General features: G+C 76.0%; 14 protein-coding genes. 11 read left to right on the top strand and 3 right to left on the bottom strand.

What is annotated here, in order from left to right; translation table 11 throughout:
• Nucleotides 1-80 precede the first annotated feature (80 nt).
• From hutH to hutI, 5 genes are all read left to right on the top strand, one after another.
• Nucleotides 81-1,628, top strand: a complete 1,548-nt coding sequence (gene hutH / locus PV789_RS19720; RefSeq protein WP_274974010.1) for a histidine ammonia-lyase — start codon at nt 81-83, stop codon at nt 1,626-1,628.
• A 28-nt stretch (nt 1,629-1,656) separates the two neighbouring features.
• Entirely contained in the window at nt 1,657-3,333 is a 1,677-nt protein-coding gene (hutU, locus tag PV789_RS19715; RefSeq protein WP_274974009.1) for a urocanate hydratase, read from the top strand.
• A gap of 74 nt (nt 3,334-3,407) precedes the next feature.
• On the top strand, nt 3,408-4,694 hold the full coding sequence (locus tag PV789_RS19710; protein WP_274974008.1) for an allantoate amidohydrolase: 1,287 nt from the start codon (nt 3,408-3,410) through the stop codon (nt 4,692-4,694).
• Nucleotides 4,691-6,169: a formimidoylglutamate deiminase gene (locus PV789_RS19705; protein WP_274974007.1), complete on the top strand. Its 1,479-nt coding sequence runs from the start codon at nt 4,691-4,693 to the stop codon at nt 6,167-6,169. The genes PV789_RS19710 and PV789_RS19705 overlap by 4 nt, the downstream gene beginning before the upstream one ends.
• Nucleotides 6,166-7,371 carry an imidazolonepropionase gene (hutI, locus tag PV789_RS19700; protein ID WP_274974006.1) on the top strand — a complete coding sequence of 402 codons (1,206 nt, stop codon included), beginning with the start codon at nt 6,166-6,168 and terminating at the stop codon, nt 7,369-7,371. Before PV789_RS19705 ends, hutI begins: the two co-directional genes overlap by 4 nt.
• 360 nt (nt 7,372-7,731) lie before the next feature.
• Here hutI and PV789_RS19695 read toward each other — a convergent pair whose 3' ends face one another.
• Nucleotides 7,732-8,007 (bottom strand): Lsr2 family protein, encoded by a 276-nt coding sequence (locus tag PV789_RS19695; protein ID WP_013154013.1) that lies wholly within the window; start codon nt 8,005-8,007, stop codon nt 7,732-7,734.
• A 520-nt stretch (nt 8,008-8,527) separates the two neighbouring features.
• Between PV789_RS19695 and PV789_RS19690 the strand changes: the two genes are divergently transcribed.
• Entirely contained in the window at nt 8,528-8,974 is a 447-nt protein-coding gene (locus tag PV789_RS19690) for a DUF485 domain-containing protein (RefSeq protein ID WP_274974005.1), read from the top strand.
• Nucleotides 8,971-10,815, top strand: coding sequence for a monocarboxylic acid transporter (locus PV789_RS19685; protein WP_274974004.1), 1,845 nt, complete (start codon nt 8,971-8,973; stop codon nt 10,813-10,815). The genes PV789_RS19690 and PV789_RS19685 overlap by 4 nt, the downstream gene beginning before the upstream one ends.
• 41 nt (nt 10,816-10,856) lie before the next feature.
• Here PV789_RS19685 and PV789_RS19680 read toward each other — a convergent pair whose 3' ends face one another.
• Nucleotides 10,857-11,873 carry a hypothetical protein gene (locus PV789_RS19680; RefSeq protein WP_274974003.1) on the bottom strand — a complete coding sequence of 339 codons (1,017 nt, stop codon included), beginning with the start codon at nt 11,871-11,873 and terminating at the stop codon, nt 10,857-10,859.
• A gap of 231 nt (nt 11,874-12,104) precedes the next feature.
• On the opposite strand from PV789_RS19680, the gene PV789_RS19675 reads away from it, so the two are divergent.
• A complete protein-coding gene (locus PV789_RS19675; protein ID WP_274974002.1) occupies nt 12,105-12,644 on the top strand; it encodes a DUF1697 domain-containing protein in 540 nt (179 codons plus the stop codon).
• 257 nt (nt 12,645-12,901) lie between these two features.
• The gene (locus PV789_RS19670) at nt 12,902-13,837 is read left to right on the top strand and encodes a CRISPR system precrRNA processing endoribonuclease RAMP protein Cas6 (protein WP_274978187.1); all 936 of its coding nucleotides are present in this window, start codon (nt 12,902-12,904) and stop codon (nt 13,835-13,837) included.
• Nucleotides 13,838-13,943: 106 nt separating this feature from the next.
• Here PV789_RS19670 and PV789_RS19665 read toward each other — a convergent pair whose 3' ends face one another.
• A complete protein-coding gene (locus tag PV789_RS19665) occupies nt 13,944-14,123 on the bottom strand; it encodes a hypothetical protein (RefSeq protein WP_274974001.1) in 180 nt (59 codons plus the stop codon).
• A 294-nt stretch (nt 14,124-14,417) separates the two neighbouring features.
• Here PV789_RS19665 and PV789_RS19660 point away from each other — a divergent pair, with 294 nt between their 5' ends.
• Both PV789_RS19660 and PV789_RS19655 read left to right on the top strand, forming a co-directional pair.
• Nucleotides 14,418-16,364, top strand: a complete 1,947-nt coding sequence (locus tag PV789_RS19660; RefSeq protein WP_274974000.1) for a hypothetical protein — start codon at nt 14,418-14,420, stop codon at nt 16,362-16,364.
• Nucleotides 16,361-17,044: a hypothetical protein gene (locus tag PV789_RS19655; RefSeq protein ID WP_274973999.1), complete on the top strand. Its 684-nt coding sequence runs from the start codon at nt 16,361-16,363 to the stop codon at nt 17,042-17,044. The genes PV789_RS19660 and PV789_RS19655 overlap by 4 nt, the downstream gene beginning before the upstream one ends.
• Nucleotides 17,045-17,142 lie beyond the last annotated feature (98 nt).

The raw sequence follows: 17,142 nt of genomic DNA, 5'->3' as shown, positions 1-17,142 counted from the left end.
GGGCATGCTGTCTGATATCCCAGACGGAACCCTCGTGTCAGCCCTTCGCCAAGGGGCACGCGGGGGGTCAAATGGGGAGCATGTCCACAGCAGTTCCTTCCGTCGTCGTCGGCGATGCGCCGCTCACCCCGGCCCAGATCCTCGACGTGGCCCGCCACGGCGCCCGTGTCACCCTGTCCGAGCAGGCCCGCAAGGCCCTCCACCACGGCCGCGAACGGGTCGAGTCGCTCGCCCGCGGCGAGGTGCCCGCCTACGGGGTCAGCACCGGCTTCGGCGCTCTCGCCACCCGCCACATCGCCCCCGACCTGCGGGCCCGCCTCCAGCGCTCACTCATCCGCTCGCACGCCGCCGGGACCGGGCCCGAGGTGGAGGACGAGGTCGTGCGCGCCCTCATGCTGCTGCGCCTGCGCACCCTGGCCTCGGGCAACACCGGCGTGGAGGTCGCCACCGCCGAGACCCTCGCAGCGCTGCTCAACGCCCGCATCACCCCGGTCGTGCACGAGTACGGCAGCCTGGGCTGCTCAGGGGACCTGGCGCCCCTGTCGCACGTGGCGCTGGCCCTGATGGGCGAGGGCCGGGTCCGCGACGCCGCCGGGCGGGACGTGTCCGCCTACACCGCCCTGCACGGGGCCGGGATCCGGCCGGTCGAACTGGGCGCCAAGGAGGGCCTGGCGCTGATCAACGGCACCGACGGCATGCTCGGCATGCTCGTGCTGGCCTGCATGGACCTGGAGCGCCTGCTCAAGGTCGCCGACATCACCGCCGCCATGAGCGTCGAGGCGCTGCTGGGCACCGACCGCGTCTTCGCCGAGGAGCTCCAGCGCCTGCGCCCCCACCCCGGCCAGGCCGCCTCCGCGGCCAACCTGCGCGCCCTGCTCGACTCCTCGCCCATCGTCGCCTCCCACCGCGGACCCGACTGCAGCCGGGTCCAGGACGCCTACTCGCTGCGCTGCGCGCCGCAGGTGGCCGGCGCCGCCCGCGACACCCTGGCCCACGCGCTGCTGGTGGCCGAGCGCGAACTCGACAGCGTCATCGACAACCCCGTGGTCCTGGACGACGGGCGGGTGGAGTCCAACGGCAACTTCCACGGCGCACCCGTGGCCTACGTGCTCGACTTCCTGGCCATCGCCGTCGCCGACACCGCCTCCATCGCCGAGCGGCGCACCGACCGCATGCTCGACGTGTCCCGCTCGCACGGTCTGCCCGCCTTCCTGGCCGACGACCCCGGCGTGGACTCCGGGCACATGATCGCCCAGTACACGCAGGCGGCCGTCGTCTCCGAACTCAAGCGCCTGGCCGTGCCCGCCAGCGTCGACTCCATCCCCAGTTCGGCCATGCAGGAGGACCACGTGTCCATGGGCTGGTCGGCCGCCCGCAAGCTGCGCCGCGCCGTGGACGGGCTGACCAGCGTGCTCGCGGTGGAGCTGCTCACCGCCGCCCGCGCCCTGGACCTGCGCTCGCCGCTGGAGCCCGGCCCCGCCACCGGCGCCGTGCTGCGCACCGTACGGGAGAGGGTCTCCGGCCCCGGCCCCGACCGCCACCTGGCCCCCGAGATCGCCGCCGTCGCCGACCTGATCACCGACGGCTCCGTGGTCGGGGCCGCCGAGTCCGTCGTCCCCCTGGCCTGAACCGACCCGAACACCGCGAGGAGACCGTGTGAGCAGTCCACGTACCGTCCGTGCCGCGCGCGGCACCACCCTGTCCGCGAAGGGGTGGCAGCAGGAGGCCGCCCTGCGCATGTTCCACAACAACCTCGACCCCGAGGTCGCCGAACGCCCCGAGGAGCTGGTGGTCTACGGCGGCACGGGCAGGGCGGCGCGCGACTGGCGCAGCTTCGACCGCATCACCGCCGCCCTGCGCGACCTGGAGGGCGACGAGACCCTGCTCGTGCAGTCCGGCCGTCCGGTCGGCGTCATGCGCACCCACGAGTGGGCGCCCCGCGTGCTCATCGCCAACAGCAACCTGGTGGGGGACTGGGCGAACTGGCCCGAGTTCCGCCGCCTGGAGGCGCAGGGCCTGACCATGTACGGGCAGATGACCGCCGGTTCGTGGATCTACATCGGCACCCAGGGCATCCTCCAGGGCACCTACGAGACCTTCGCCGCCGTGGCCGCCAAGCTGAGCGGTTCGGGCAGGCACAGTGGCGGAACCCTGGCCGGAACCATCACCCTCACCGCCGGACTCGGCGGCATGGGCGGCGCCCAGCCGCTGGCCGTGACCATGAACGACGGCGTCGCGATCGTGGTCGAGTGCGACCCCGGACGCATCGAACGCCGCATCAGGCACCGCTACCTGGACGTGCGCGCCGACAGCCTCGACCACGCCCTGGAACTGGCCGTGCGGGCGCGCGACGAGCGCCGCCCGCTGTCGGTCGGGGTGCTCGGCAACGCCGCCGAGGTCTTGCCCGAACTGCTCTCGCGCGGCGCCCCGATCGACGTGGTCACCGACCAGACCTCCGCCCACGACCCCCTCGCCTACCTGCCCGCCGGGGTGGCCTTCGAGGACTGGAGGGACCTGGCCGCCGCCGGGCCCGAGGAGTTCACCGACCGGGCCCGCGAGTCCATGGCCGCGCACGTGGAGGCCATGGTGGGCTTCCAGGACGCGGGCGCCGAGGTCTTCGACTACGGCAACTCCATCCGCGACGAGGCCCGCAGCGGCGGCTTCGCCCGCGCCTTCGACTTCCCCGGGTTCGTCCCCGCCTACATCCGGCCCCTGTTCTGCGAGGGGAAGGGGCCGTTCCGATGGGCGGCGCTGTCGGGCGACCCCGCCGACATCGCCCGCACCGACCGGGCCGTCCTGGACCTGTTCCCCGACAACGAGCACCTGGCCCGGTGGATCCGCATGGCGGGGGAGCGGGTCGCCTTCCAGGGGCTGCCCGCCCGCATCTGCTGGCTCGGCCAGGGCGAGCGGGCCGCCGCAGGGGCGCGCTTCAACGAACTGGTGTCCTCCGGCGAGGTCCGCGCGCCGCTGGCCATCGGCCGCGACCACCTGGACACCGGCTCGGTGGCCTCCCCCTACCGCGAGACCGAGGGGATGCTGGACGGCTCCGACGCCATCGCCGACTGGCCGCTGCTCAACGCCCTGGTCAACACCTCCTCCGGCGCCTCGTGGGTGTCCATCCACCACGGCGGGGGAGTGGGCATGGGCCGCTCGCTGCACGCCGGGCAGGTCAGCGTCGCCGACGGCACCGACCTGGCCGCCGCCAAGCTGGAACGGGTGCTCACCAACGACCCCGCCACGGGCGTCATCCGCCACGTGGACGCCGGGTACGACGAGGCCGGGCGCGTCGCCCGTGAGCACGGCATCCGCGTTCCGATGCGCGAAGGGGACTGAACCGCGCCGGGGCGCCCGCCGAGGGCGCCCCGGCCGCGCGCACGACCATCCGTTCCGACGTGGGGAAACGCCCTGTGAGCGACCATTCCACCGACCCCGACCCCGACCCCGACCCCGACCCCGGGGCCTTCGACCTCCTTTGGGCCGACCTGGTATCCGTGGGCCGCGACCCGGGCAGCGGCGGCTACCGCCGCCACGCCTGGAACGGCGCCGACGCCGACGCCCGCGCCTGGTTCACCGAGGCCGCCGCAGCCCGGAACCTGGACGTGCGCACCGACCGCAACGGCAACCTGTGGGCCTGGTGGGGCGAGCCCGGCCCGGGCGCGGTGGCCACCGGCTCCCACCTGGACTCGGTCCCCGACGGCGGGGCCTTCGACGGGCCCCTCGGCGTGGCCAGCGCCCTGGCCGCCGTGGACGTGCTGCGCGAGCGCGGACTGGCCCCGGCCCGCCCGCTGGCCGTCACGGTGTTCGCCGAGGAGGAGGGCGGCCGGTTCGGCGTCCCCTGCCTGGGCAGCCGCCTGACGGCCGGGGAGATCTCCCCCGAGCGGGCGCGCGGCCTCACCGACGCCTCCGGGACCACCTGGGCCCGGGCCATGGAGGCCGCCGGGCACGACCCCGACGCGATCGGCGCCGACCCCGGGGCCCTGGCGGACCTGGACGTGTTCGTGGAACTGCACGTGGAGCAGGGCCGCGCCCTGGAGCAGACCGCCCACCCGGTGGGCGTGGCAAGCGCGATCTGGCCGCACGGACGCTGGCGGATGGACTTCACCGGCCGCGCCGACCACGCGGGCACCACCCGCCTGGACGACCGCAGCGACCCCATGCTTCCCTTCGCGCACACGATCCTGGCGGCCCGCGCGCTGGCCGAGGAGCACGACGCCCGCGCCACCGTGGCCAGGGCCCTGGTCGACCCCAACGGCACGAACGCGATCCCGTCCCGGGTCAGCGCCTGGCTGGACGCCCGCGCCGCCGACGAGGCCGCGCTCGGCGCGGTCGTGGCCGGGGTGCGCGGGGCCGCCGAGCGGGCCTCGCGCGAGCACGGGGTGGACTGCGCGACCGCCAACGAGTCGCTGACCCCGCTGGTGTCGTTCGCGCACGGCCTGCGCGACCGCCTGGCCGCGGTGGTCGCCGACCGCGCCCCCGACCCCCGGGTCCCGGTGCTGCCGACCGGGGCCGGGCACGACGCCGGGGTGCTCGCCGCGCACGTGCCCACCGCGATGCTGTACGTGCGCAACCCGACCGGGGTGTCGCACTCACCCGAGGAGTGGGTCCGCCCCGAGGACTGCCACGCCGGGGTGCTCGCCCTGGCCGACGTGCTCCAGGACCTGCTCGCCCGCCCCGTCCGGGAAGGGGAGCGGTGAGGCCGCCGCGCGACCACCGCCTGTGGTGCGAGTGGGCGTGGACCGGCGCCGAGGACGGCGCCCCCGAGCACGGCGTGCTCGTGGAGGTGGCCGACGGCCGGATCACCTCGGTGACGGCCGCGACGCCGCGCCCCGGGGACGCCAAGACCCTCACCGGCCTCACCCTGCCCGGGCTCGCCAACGCCCACTCGCACGCCTTCCACCGGGCGCTGCGGGGGCGCACCCACGCCGGTGGCGGCTCCTTCTGGACCTGGCGCGAGACGATGTACCGCGTGGCGCAGCGGCTGGACCCCGACACCTATCACCGCCTCGCCCGGGCGGTCTACGCCGAGATGGCCCTGGCCGGGATCACCTGCGTGGGCGAGTTCCACTACCTGCACCACGCACCCGGCGGGGTCCGTTACGCCGACCCCAACGCCATGGGCCACGCCCTGGCCGCCGCCGCGGCCGACGCGGGGATCCGGATCACCCTGTTGGACGTGTGCTACCTGTCCGGCGGGCTGGACGGGAACGGCGTCCACCAGCCGCTCACCGGCCCCCAGTTGCGCTTCGGCGACGGGGACGCGGACGGGTGGGCCGAGCGCGCCGCCGCGTTCCGCCCCGGGAGCGGGCACGCGCGCACGGGAGCGGCCGCCCACTCGGTGCGCGCCGTCCCCGCCGCGCAGCTGTCCGGGGTCGCCGCGTTCGCCGCCAGGCGCGACGCCGTGCTGCACGTCCACGTCTCCGAGCAGCCCGCCGAGAACGCCGCCTGTCTGGCCGCCTACGGCCGCACCCCCACGGCGGTGCTCGCCGACGCGGGCGCGCTCACCGCGCGCACGAGCCTGGTGCACGCCACCCACCTGGACGACGCCGACGTGGCGGCCGTCCGCGCGGCCGGGTCCACGGTGTGCCTGTGTCCCACGACCGAACGCGACCTGGCCGACGGCCTGCCGCGCACCGGCGACCTGCTGCCCGCCCCGCTCAGCCTGGGCACCGACCAGCACGTGATGACGGACGTGTTCGAGGAGGCCCGGGCGGTCGAACTCCACGAGCGCCTGCGCACCCACCGCCGGGGCACCCTGGGCGCCGGGGCGCTGCTGCGCGCCGCCACCGCGCACGGACACGCCAGCCTCGGCTGGACCCGCGAACTCGGGGCCGTCGTCCCCTCCATGATGTCCGGTTCAGCGACCCCGGGCGGTTCCGAAGATCCTGTACTTCGCGGAGGCCGACCACAGGAACCCCAGCGGGAGGCGCCCGACGCCGGTGTCCTGGCCCCGGGGGCGCGGGCCGACCTGGTCAACGTCCCCCTGGACGGGACCCGCCTGGCCGGGGCCGACCCCGCCCGGGCCGCCGACGCCGTCGTCTTCGCCGCCACCGCCGCCGACGTGCGGCACGTGATGGCCGACGGGCGCTGGACCGTCCGCGACGGCGTCCACACTCTGGTCCCCGACACCGCGCGCGAACTCGACACCGTCATCAAGGAGGTCCTCACGTGAGCGACGTGCCCCGCAGCATCGTCATCGACGGCATCGCCACCCTCGTCACCAACGACCCCTCCCGCGGCAGAGGCGCCGTGGGGGAGGTCACCGACGCCGCCCTGGTCGTCGAGGACGGCCGGGTGGCCTGGTCGGGCCCGCGCGCCCAGGCGCCCGCCGCCGACGCGCGGATCGACGCCGCCGGGCGCTGCGTCATCCCCGGGTTCGTCGACAGCCACTCCCACATCGTCTTCGCGGGCGACCGCAGCCGCGAGTTCGCCGCCCGGATGAGCGGTCGGCCCTACTCGGCGGGCGGCATCCGCACCACCGTGGCCGCCACGCGCGAGGCCTCCGACGCCGACCTGCTCGCGGGCGCCCGGCGCCTGCTCCGCGAAGCCCGTGACCAGGGCACCACCACCCTGGAGGTCAAGTCCGGGTACGGGCTCACCGTCGCCGACGAGGAACGCTGCCTGGCCGCGGCCGCCCGCGTCACCGACGAGGTCACCTTCCTGGGCGCGCACGTGGTCGCCCCCGAGTACGCCGACGATCCCCGGGGCTACGTCGACCTGGTCACGGGCCCCATGCTGGACGCCTGCGCGCCGCACGCCCGGTGGATCGACGTCTTCTGCGAGCGCGGTGCCTTCGACGAGGACGCCTCCCGCCGGGTCCTGACCGCCGGGATGGAGCGCGGGCTGCTGCCCCGCGTGCACGGCAACCAGCTCGGGCCGGGGCCGGGCGTGCGCCTGGCGGTCGAACTGGGCGCCGCCTCGGTCGACCACTGCACCCACCTGGAGCCCGGGGACGTGGACGCCCTGGTCCAGGCGGCCGCGCGCCCCGAGCCCACGGTCGCCACCCTGCTGCCCGGGGTGGACTTCTCCACCCGCCAGCCCTACCCGGACGCCCGCGCGCTCATCGACGCCGGGGCCATGGTCGCCCTGGCCAGCGACTGCAACCCGGGTTCGTGCTTCACCTCCAGCCTGGCCTTCTGCGTCGCGGTCGCCGTCCGCGACATGGGCATGACCCCCGACGAGGCGGTGTGGGCGGCCACCGCGGGAGGGGCGCGGGCGCTGCGCCGCACCGACGTCGGCCACCTGGCCCCCGGCGCGCGCGCCGACCTGGTGCTGCTGGACGCGCCCAACCACCTCTACCTCGCCTACCGGCCGGGGGTCCCCCAGGTCGCGGCGGTCTGGAAGGACGGGGAGCTGGTCTCGGGCCGCCCCTGAGAGTGAAGTGCACGGTGTGACGAGCGGGTCATCCAACGTCTTTGCGAACTCAACGAACGGCTAACCTGCCCGAAACCCGCGGCGCCGAACCTGGATGCACGTCGGTGCGTGTCCGCCGCCGCGGTACAGCGTCGTTCCGCGGCGGTGGGGCACCGGCCCACGCTCCCTTCGAGGAAGTCCGCGGTGAACCCGGGGCGTGCCGGGGCGGCCCACGGGCCGGGACCGGGCACGCGGCTCCCTCCCGGGGCCGCACACAGAACGCGGGGGCCGACGATCACTGGGGGGTGTCGTCGGCCCCCGCTCGCGGTTGACGCGATGAGGCCGTTCCCGAGGGCGCGGACCCGCGCCCGGGGACGCTGGCTAGTTCGACTCGTCGTCCGCGGAGTCGTCGGAGCCCTCGGCGGGCGCGGAGGAGGAGGACGCGGCCTTCTTGGTGACGCGGCGCTTCTTCACCGGACGCGAGTAGTCGACGAGGGGCTCCAGACGGGCCTCGTGCTCCTTGAAGCAGTCGGCGCACGCGTCGACCTCGCGGACGACACCCTCCCAGGCGAACTGGATGACCTCAGTCGCCTCGACCTTCTCCTCGCTGACGGCGTGGGGATCGCAGTACTTGAGCGTGAAGACCTCGGTGACCACGGCGGGGATTTCCCTTCGGTATCGCGTGAACAGAGCGGACCCATTAATCATACACCTGTACGAAAGCGCAAGCCGGCTGCACGCCGGATGTGCCGTCACGGGTTCGGGGTCGCCCCGAAGCCTAGCGAAGATTCGGGGGCGCGTGCGCCCGTGTCCGGCGGGCGTGCCCGGGGTGACCAGGGGGTCCGCGCGGGCGGGCGCGGCGTCCGCGGGCGTGCCCTCCGCCGTGCGCGCGGCGGAGCGGAGGCCGCGGCGGGGCGGACGTTATGGCACCGCGTGTTTGTCTTCCAGCTCTTTGTCCGTTTCTCGAAACGCTTTCGCGCCATTGCCGGAAACCGATTTGTGCGTTTGGCGAACACGGCGCCGGGCGCATCGCTAGGGTATTGCCCCATCCGGGGGAAAGCGCCGTGTTCGGCCGTTCCCTCCGGGCGGACCCGTGGCGGCGCCCGCGTCGCGTACACGGGGAACGGCGGACGCCGTGGGGGAGCGGCGTCCGGAGAGAGGGAGCAGGGGGAGGGCCGTGGTCGAGTACATGGAGGGTGTCCACAGAGGGCGTGTCGGTGTCCGGGGGCAGGCGCCGCGACCGGGGGGAACCGCGTCCGCGGCGGAGCGGCGGCGCGCGAGGGCCGAACGCACGCGTACCTGCGAACGCGTGTCGGTCGATCCGCGTTTCGTGAAACTCCGAAGGCGGTTCGCGCTCCAGTCGGGGCTGCTGGTATCGGCATTCCTGCTCGGTTACCTGTCCTATCTTCTGCTCTCCGCCTACGCGCGCGATTTCATGAGCAGGCCGCTCACGGATTCGGTGAACGTGGCACTGGCCATGGGAATCGGACAGTTCCTGTGGGTGTTCGCCCTCGCCTGGGCGTTCGGCCGTTTCTCCGAGTGCTCCATCGACCCCCTCACGCAGGAGATCCGCGAGGAGGCCCGCGGCGGGGAGGCCGCCGACGGGACGGCGGCGGGCCGATGAGCGCCGCCGCAGCGGCCGCGGGCGGTGCCGTCACGGGGAACGGCACCGCCGCGGTGGCCGCAGGAGTGGCAGCGGTCACCGAAACGCCCGCCGCCGAAGCACTGTCCGCGTCCACCGGGCCGTCCGTGGCCGCCGACCCCCTGGACGCCCTGGGCGGCGCGCTGGGGGGCGAGTTCGGCGTCGCGCACGCCTGGACGGTGGGCCTGTGCGCCCTGTTCGTCCTGGTCACCCTCGCCGTCACCTTCCGCGCCGGGCGCACCACCCGCGGCGCGGTCGACTTCTACGCGGGCGGGCGCGGCTTCTCCAGCACCCAGAACGGGCTCGCCCTGACCGGCGACTACCTGTCCGCGGCCTCCTTCCTGGGCATCGCCGGGATGATCTCCCTCCAGGGCTACGACGGCTTCCTGTACTCCATCGGCTTCCTGGTCGCCTGGCTGCTGGTGCTGCCGATGGCCCAGCTGGTGCGCAACACCGGTCGCTTCACCATGGCCGACCTGCCCGCCTTCCGCATGCGCCGGATGCGGGTGCGCCTGGCCTGCACCGTCTCCACCGTCACCGTGTGCGTGTTCTACCTGGTCGCGCAGATGGTCGGCGCCGGAGCCCTGGTCGCGGTCCTGCTGGGCCTGCACGACGGCGGGACCTTCCTGGGGATGGGCGCCGAGCAGGCCCGCACGGGCGTGATCGTGCTCGTGGGCGTGCTCATGATCGTCTACGTCATGTACGGCGGCATGAAGGCGGCCACCTGGCTCCAGATCATCAAGGCGGTCGCGCTGCTGGCCGCCACCGGACTGCTCACCGCCCTGGTGCTGGCCCTGTTCGCCTTCGACCCGCGCGCCCTGCTCGACGGGGCCGCCGAGGCCAGCGGGCACGGGCAGGCCTTCCTCGAACCGGGGCTGCGCTTCGGGGTGGAGATCTCCGGCGACCCCGCCCGGACCCTGTTCAACAAACTCGACCTCATCAGCCTCGGGCTGGCCCTGGTGCTGGGCACGGTCGCGCTGCCGCACATCCTCGTCCGCTTCTACACCGTGCCCGACGGTCGGGCGGCGCGCTCGTCGGTCAACCGCACGATCGTCATGGTCGGGGCCTTCTACCTCATGACGCTGGCCCTGGGCTTCGGCGCCGCGGCGCTGGTCGGCTCCGAGCGCATCGCGGCCGCGGACCCCTCGGGCAACACCGCGGTGCCGATGCTCGCCGAGGAGGTGGGGCGGCTGACCGCCGGTCCGGCGGGCGCGGCCGTGCTGCTCGCGCTGATCTCCGCGGTCGCGCTGGCCACCATCCTCGCAGTCATCGCCAGTCTCACCCTGGCCTCGTCCTCCTCGATCGCGCACGACCTGTTCGGCCACATCCTCATGTGGGGCAGGCCCCGGGAGTCGCAGGAGGTGGGTGTGGCGCGCCTCTCCGCCTGCCTGGTCGGCGCCGTGGCCATCGTGCTGGCCGTGCGGGCCCAGGACATGAACGTGGCCTTCCTGGTGGGGCTGGCCTTCGCCATCGCGGCCGCGGCCAACCTGCCGGTCATCGTGCTCACCATGTTCTGGCGCCGCTTCAACACCAGGGGCGTGGAGTGGGGCGTCTACGGCGGGCTGTCCGCCACCCTGCTGCTCATGCTGCTGTCGCCGGTGATGTCGGGCAGGACCGACCCCGTCACGGGGGAGAACCTGTCGGTGCTGCCCGCCTGGATCGACATCCAGCTCTTCCCGATGGAGAACCCGGCGCTGCTGGCGGTGCCGTTCGGCTTCGCGTGCGCGGTCGTGGGCAGCCTGCTCTCGCCGGAGCGCGACACCGCGCGCTTCACCGAGCTGCGGGTGCGCTCCCTGACCGGGTGGGGCGCCGAGCGGGACTGACCAGCGGGCCGGGGCCGGGAGCGCCGGGGGAGGGCGGGGAGTCAGTCTCTGGCGGGCGCCTCGGCCATGGCCCGGGCCACCTCGCGCAGCAGCTCCGGGATTCGGGGCGCGTTGCGGGCGACGCGGTCCCAGGCGCGGGCGGTCTGGTCCAGGCGCTCCCGCGTGGTCGGCTCGCCGCCTCCCTGACGGGCCGTGCGCCGGTCCTCCCTGCGGAAGGAGGCGGTGACCGCCCAGAAGGCCGCCGCCACCACCGGGCGGAACACGCCCCGGCCGCGCACGTCGAGCACGGCCTCCACCGCCCAGCGGCCGTCGGCGGAGACCGAAGGGGACAGCCAGGCGCTGACCCGGGCCAGGGAGTGGGTGGCCCGCACCCGGGCGGGAGGGGTGTCCCGGCCCCGCGCGAGGGCCTCGTACCAGGCGCCCGTGTCCACCTCCAGGGTGCCCTCGGCCGACCGCAGCCAGGCGCCGCGTCCGGGCAGCCGCACCCGCGCGTTCCAGGTGAGCAGCCCGGCGGGGGCGTCGTGGGTGACGGTCCCCCACGTCACGGGGGCCTCCTGCGTGCCGACGGTGTCGGGCATCGCGAACTCGGCCGAGGTGGTGCCCGCCTCGTCCCAGGAGGTGAGGGTCACGCCCGTGCCGCTCCAGCCCTTCTCCTCGTCGTCGGCGGGGTCCACGGGGACGCCCTCGGGGGACAGTTCGGCGATGAGGTAGTGGCTGCGGGGGGCGAGGTGGCGCCCCCGCTGCAGCTGGAGGGAGGGTTCGCTGGCGGCCACGGCCAGCTCGTCGGCCTCGGCCGGTGTGTCGGCGCCGCCCCCGCGCAGCTCCTCGGCGGCGCGGCGCTGCTCCTCGCGCAACCGCTCGGCCTCCTCGCCGTCGAGCAGCCCGAGTTCGTCGGCCCGCCGGTCCAGGCGGGCCCGGGTCGGCGCGTCGGGGGCCAGCAGCCAGCCCCGGCCGTCGAAACGGCAGCTGCGCGCGACCTCGTGCAGGGCGGCGACGATGCGCTCGACCACCTCCCTGTCCACTGCGGTGATGTCGAAGGTGTGGCTCAGGCGCGGCACGGCGTCTCCGGGGTCGTGGTGCGGTTCACGTCTGCGCGGCGGCCAGGGAGCCGCGCCTACGCGTGCCAGCGTACGCACCCGCGGCGCCCGCCGGGGCCCGCGGACCGGTCCGGAAGGCCGCGGGGCCCGCGCGCCGGCTCCCCGGAGCGGAGACCGGTCGTCGGACGCGTCGCCGCGGGTTGTCCACAACCGCGATCGAACGCTTGTGCGCCCCTTCGCCGTCTCGGCACAATGGCGGGCATGACCAGGTACGTCGCGCTGCTGCGCGGAATCAATCTCGGCGCGCACCGCCGCGTCGCCATGGCCGACCTGCGCTCCCTGCTCGCCGGGCTCGGCTACGGCGACGTGGCCACCCACCTCCGGAGCGGCAACGCGGTGTTCAGCGCCGAGGGGACGCGACCCGACGCCGTGGCCCGGCGGGTGCGGGAGGCCGTCGACGCCGAACTCGGGCTCGACGTGCCGACCGTGGTGCGCACCGCCGGGCAGATGCGCGCCGCGGTGCAGGCCAATCCCCTCCCCGTCCCCGACCCCGCCAAGTTCCTCGTCCTGTTCTGCTCCGGCGCCGTGGACGCCGCCGCACTGGCCGCGCTCGACCCGTCCGCCCACCCGCGCGAGCGCCTGGCGGTGGTGGGCGAGCAGGTCTACACCCACCACGAGCTGGGGCTCAGACACGCCAGACTCCCCGACCTCGTGGCCCGGCACGTCGACGGGACGGTGACGGGCCGCAACTGGCGCACGGTGCTGCGCCTGCTGGAGATGGCCGAGGGCTGAACCGGGGACCCACGGCCGTGCGCGTCCGAAGACCCGGCGCACTCGGCGCCCGCACGCAGGGCCGTGACCCCGTCCGCGGGGACCGTGTACGCGTCCGGTGGTCGGAAGCGGTTGTCCACGGGCGGCCCCGGTCCCGGTACGGAGGGCGGTGCCCGTGGGAACGCGAGGCCGTGGACAGGGCCCGGCACTGTCCGAGAGGAGTCCTCGGCGGCGTGTGCCCGCCGCCGCGACCGAGTGAAGGGGTGGTGCCCGTGCCGATGCGGTGGACCGTGATCCTGCGAGATCTGGCGGACACGGCGCGGCCGATCCGGCCCGAGGACTGCCACGGACTGCTCAACCGCTGGTGGCCCCAGTCCCCGGAGGAGCACGCCGCCGCCAAGCGGTGGGCCATGAACGGGTGGCCCTCGCCCCTGGGCGACCGTCTGCACCACTGGACGCTCACCTGGCTGGACGACGACATCCCGCCCCCGCTCGCACCGGAGGAGCTGGTCGGCGACCCCCAGCGCATCGGCGACCACCTGCTGGTGCCCCTCTCGGTCACCCGCACCTTCGACCGCACCTACGGCCAGATGCTCACCGAGCCGCGCGGCCCGTCCGCGGTGCGCTCGGCCGAGGTGCGCAGCCGCACCCCCGTCGTCATGACCACGCGCGACGCCGCCGGTGAGCGTATTCCGCACATCTGGCCCACCCCGCGGCGCCTCTTCGGCGCGGTGCACCGTTCGGGAGGCGGGATCGTCGGCGGCAGCGGGGCCGTGGGCGCGGTGGCCCGGTTCGCGCCGCCCGCCCTGGCCGAGCCCTGGCTGGAGCTGGTGTTCGGCGGGCTGGCCCGGGTGCGCCGCGAGCCCCTGCCCGGCGAGGAGGTGCGGCTGGCCGAGCACCAGCACGCCGACAACCGCACCGTGCTCGGCTGGCACGGAGGGCTGCGGCTGGACCTGGCCGGGGGCGAGCGCCGCCACGCCGACGCCTTCGCCACCCTCCTGGAACTGCTGGAGCTGACCGGAGCGGGCAAGTACACCGCCCAGGGCTTCGGCTCCGTGCGGGTGGACACGGTGACCAGCGACCAGCCGTCCGCCCGGGTGCCCGCCCAGCGCCCCCGGCGGACCCCGCACCGGGTGCCCAGGCGCGCCCGCCTGGGTGAGCCCCGGGCGCACGCCGTCGCCGAGGAGGAGTTCGGGGGCGCCCTGTTCGACTGACGTCCACAGGAGCATCCCCGCCGGTCGGGGCCGGTGACCGCACCGGCGCCCGGTCCGGTCGCCGGCTCCCGCCCCGTGGACGGGGGCGGGAGCCGGCGGCGTGCGCTCACGGCGAGGGGGCGCGCTCCCGCCCGGCCCGGTCCGCGCCCCGGTCGCGCAGGGCGCGGGCCAGGCCGCGCAGGTGCGGCACGAGGTCCTGGGGGGTGAGCGGCGCGCCGCTCGCGGCGGCGGGGACGGACGCGTCGCGCCCTGGCGGCGCGATCGTCTCGGACGTGTGCGGTGCCATCGGGGAACCTTCCGTACCGGGGCGGTGTGCACTCAGCTCTCTCGGACAGCGCCGCGTTCCCGGGGTGCTCTCTCGGACAGCGCCGCGCGCCCGGGCGGAGGGACCCGCGGGAGGAGGCCCCCGGGCCCGGGCCGGACGGCGCGGCGTCCCGGGAGCGGGTGCGTCGTGCCGGGGCGGGGCGCGGCCCCGCGGACCCGGACTGGTATCGCTTGGTATCCGGTGCGTCGTGCGGCACCGTCCGAGAGAGGTGAGCAGGCGCCGCACGGCGGCGCCGCGTTCCCGCACGTCCCGCCGATGGAGGAGCCCGACACGGTGACCTTCGCCCCCGAGCAGCACCGGCCCCCCGGTGCCCCGACGCGCCCGGGGGGAACGCCGTCCAGCGGTGTGGTGGTCGGTGTCGACCTGCGCGGCATCCAGGCCTACGTCTACAGCGGTCGGCGCATCCTGGACGCGGTGGGGCGCGCCGCCCTCGTCGCGGAGCTGACCGACACCTCCGACACCGAGCACGGGATCGCCGACCTCGTGCCGCCGGACTGCGCGGTGCTGCGCGACGCCGGAGGGGCGCTCACCGCGGTCTTCCCCGACACGGCCTCGGCGCGCGGGTTCACCGCCCGCTACACCCGCAGGCTGCGCGACCGCGCCGGTGAACTGACCCCCGTGGTGGCGCACGTGGCCTACGGTCCCGGGGCCGGGGGCCCGGGCGGTGCCGCGCCGGAGCGCACGGGCGCGACCGGGGCCCCGGGGGCCGACCGCGCGCCGGACGCCGACACGGCGGCGGCCGCCGGGGTGGACGAGGCGCTGGCCCTGCTCCCGGCACGGCTGCGGGAGGCGCGGCGGCACATGTCGGCCCTGCACACCCCCGCCCACGGGTACGGGATCACCGCCGTGTGCTCGGTCAGCGGCGGCCCCGCCGAGTCGGTGGACAGCAGCCGCGCCCAGGACGACCACCCCGACGTGCACGAGAGGGTGGCCGCCGACGTCGCCCGGGCCCGGGGGATCGGCCGCCGCTGGCACCGCGCCCACAGCCGCGACTGGCTGGCCGACGCCGTCACCGCCGACGGAGCCCCCGCCCTGACGCTGCCGATGGAGGTGGACCGCCTGGGCCGCGACCACGGCGGCCTCAGCCGCGTCGCGGTCGTCCACATCGACGTCAACGGCCTGGGCGCGCTCCTGGGCGAGTACCGCGAACGCGCGGGTGACCCTGCCGTGCCCGGTTCGGGCGCCTTCGCCCAGCGCCGCCTGTCCACCCGCATCGCCGGACTCACCGAGGGGCTGGCCCGCGTCCTGGTGCGCGCGGTGGCGGCCACCGTCCACGCCGGACCCGGCCGGCGCCCCCTCATCCCGGGCACCGGCGCCGCCGCGCCGATCACCCTGCACCACGAGCCGCCCGGACCCGTGTCCCTGCCGGTCCGCCCCGTCGTGGTCGCCGGAGACGACCTGACCGTGCTGTGCGACGCCCGGCTCGCCCTCAGCCTGGTGCGCTACGCCCTCGACTGGCTGGACGCCGACCCCGAGCGCGTCGGCGACGACCGCGACCCCCGGGTGGGACTGCACCGCGCGCTCGCCGAGGCCCACGGCGACCGCCCCGGCGGCGGACGCACCGTGGTCGCGCCGGGCGGCGCGGCGCACACCACGTTCGTGCCCACGGTCGGGGTGGGCGTGGCCGTGCAGCCGGTGGGCGCCCCGCTGTCGCTGGGCTACGACCTGTGCGAGGCGATGTGCCGCCGCGCCAAACAGCACCGCCTCCAGGCCGCAGAAGCCGACCCCGGAGCGGGCGACGAGCACGCCGTGGCCTGGACGACGCGCCTCGACGGCGTCGGACGGGTGCTGCGCCGCCTGGACCGGGCCCGCGGGGCGCCCGTGCCGCGCACCGCCCAGCCCCTGACCGGAACCGGGTTCGCCCGCTTCCTGGACCGGTACCTGTCCGCGACCGCCCCGGGCAGCCTGCTCGCCGACGGGGACACCCGACAGCGGGGCTGGCTGGTCTCCTCGCTGGCCCCCCTGCTGGAGTCGGGCGCCGACCCGGGGCCCGAACTCGCCCGCCGCGCCCACGCGACGGGCGGGCCCGTCGACCTGCCCCGCGACTGGACGCCCGGCGGCCTGCTCGACGCGGTCGAGGTGATGGACCTGCACCTGGACCCCGGGCTGGCGGCGGCCCTCGACCCCCACCGCCCCCAGCGGCGGGCGGGGAGCCAGGGCCCGCGTACCGGGGCGGCCCGTCCGCGGGGCGCGTTCCGGTGAGCCTCCCGGACCGCCTCACCGTGCACCTGGCCTCCCCCGCCCTGTTCGCCGGCGCCAGCGCGGACGGCACGGGCGCCGACACCGACGTGGTCACCGACGAGCACGGCCTGCCCTACCTGCCCCGCCACCGCCTCGCCGCGCGGCTGCGCGCCGGCGCGGTCAGCGCCCTGGCGGTGGCGCCCGGCCTGGCCGGGGCCTGCGACGAGGTCTTCGGCCGCGGGGGTTCGCACGGCGCGGACCGGATGCTGCGGCTGGGACACGCCGTCCTGGGCGACGGGGTGCGCGCCGCGGTCGCCCGCGCGCTCGCCGGTCGGGCCGAGCCGTTGCGCTCCACCCTGCGCCGCGCGGTCACCGACGCCTACACGACCCTGGAGTCGGGCATCGCGGTGGGTCCGGACGGCGCGCCCGAGCCGGGCCGCCTGCGCACGCACCGGGCGCTCCTGCCGGGCCTGACCCTCACCGCCGCGCTGACCTGGGCCTCCCCGCCGGGGGAGGAGCACTGGCGGCTGCTGGCCCGCTCCTGCCTGGCCACCACCCGCATCGGGTCCAGGGGCACGCGCGGCCGGGGCCGGGTGGACGTGCGCCTGGCCGGGGCCGGGGGAGGCGACCCGCACGAGGTGACCCTGGGCCTGGCCGCGCCCGTGAACGGCGGCCGGGAACGGGAAGGTACACCCCCATGAGACTCCGTTCCCCCGGCACGGCGACGCCCGGCCCCACCGCCCCTCCGGCGGGGAACACCGTCGCGGGCGCGGATCCGGTGCCGGCGCGGACGCCACGG

It is taken from the genome of Nocardiopsis camelliae, from assembly GCF_028993595.1.
In the GTDB taxonomy this organism is placed as follows: Bacteria; Actinomycetota; Actinomycetes; order Streptosporangiales; family Streptosporangiaceae; genus Nocardiopsis; species Nocardiopsis dassonvillei.
This window is presented reverse-complemented; position numbering and strand designations above follow the sequence as displayed.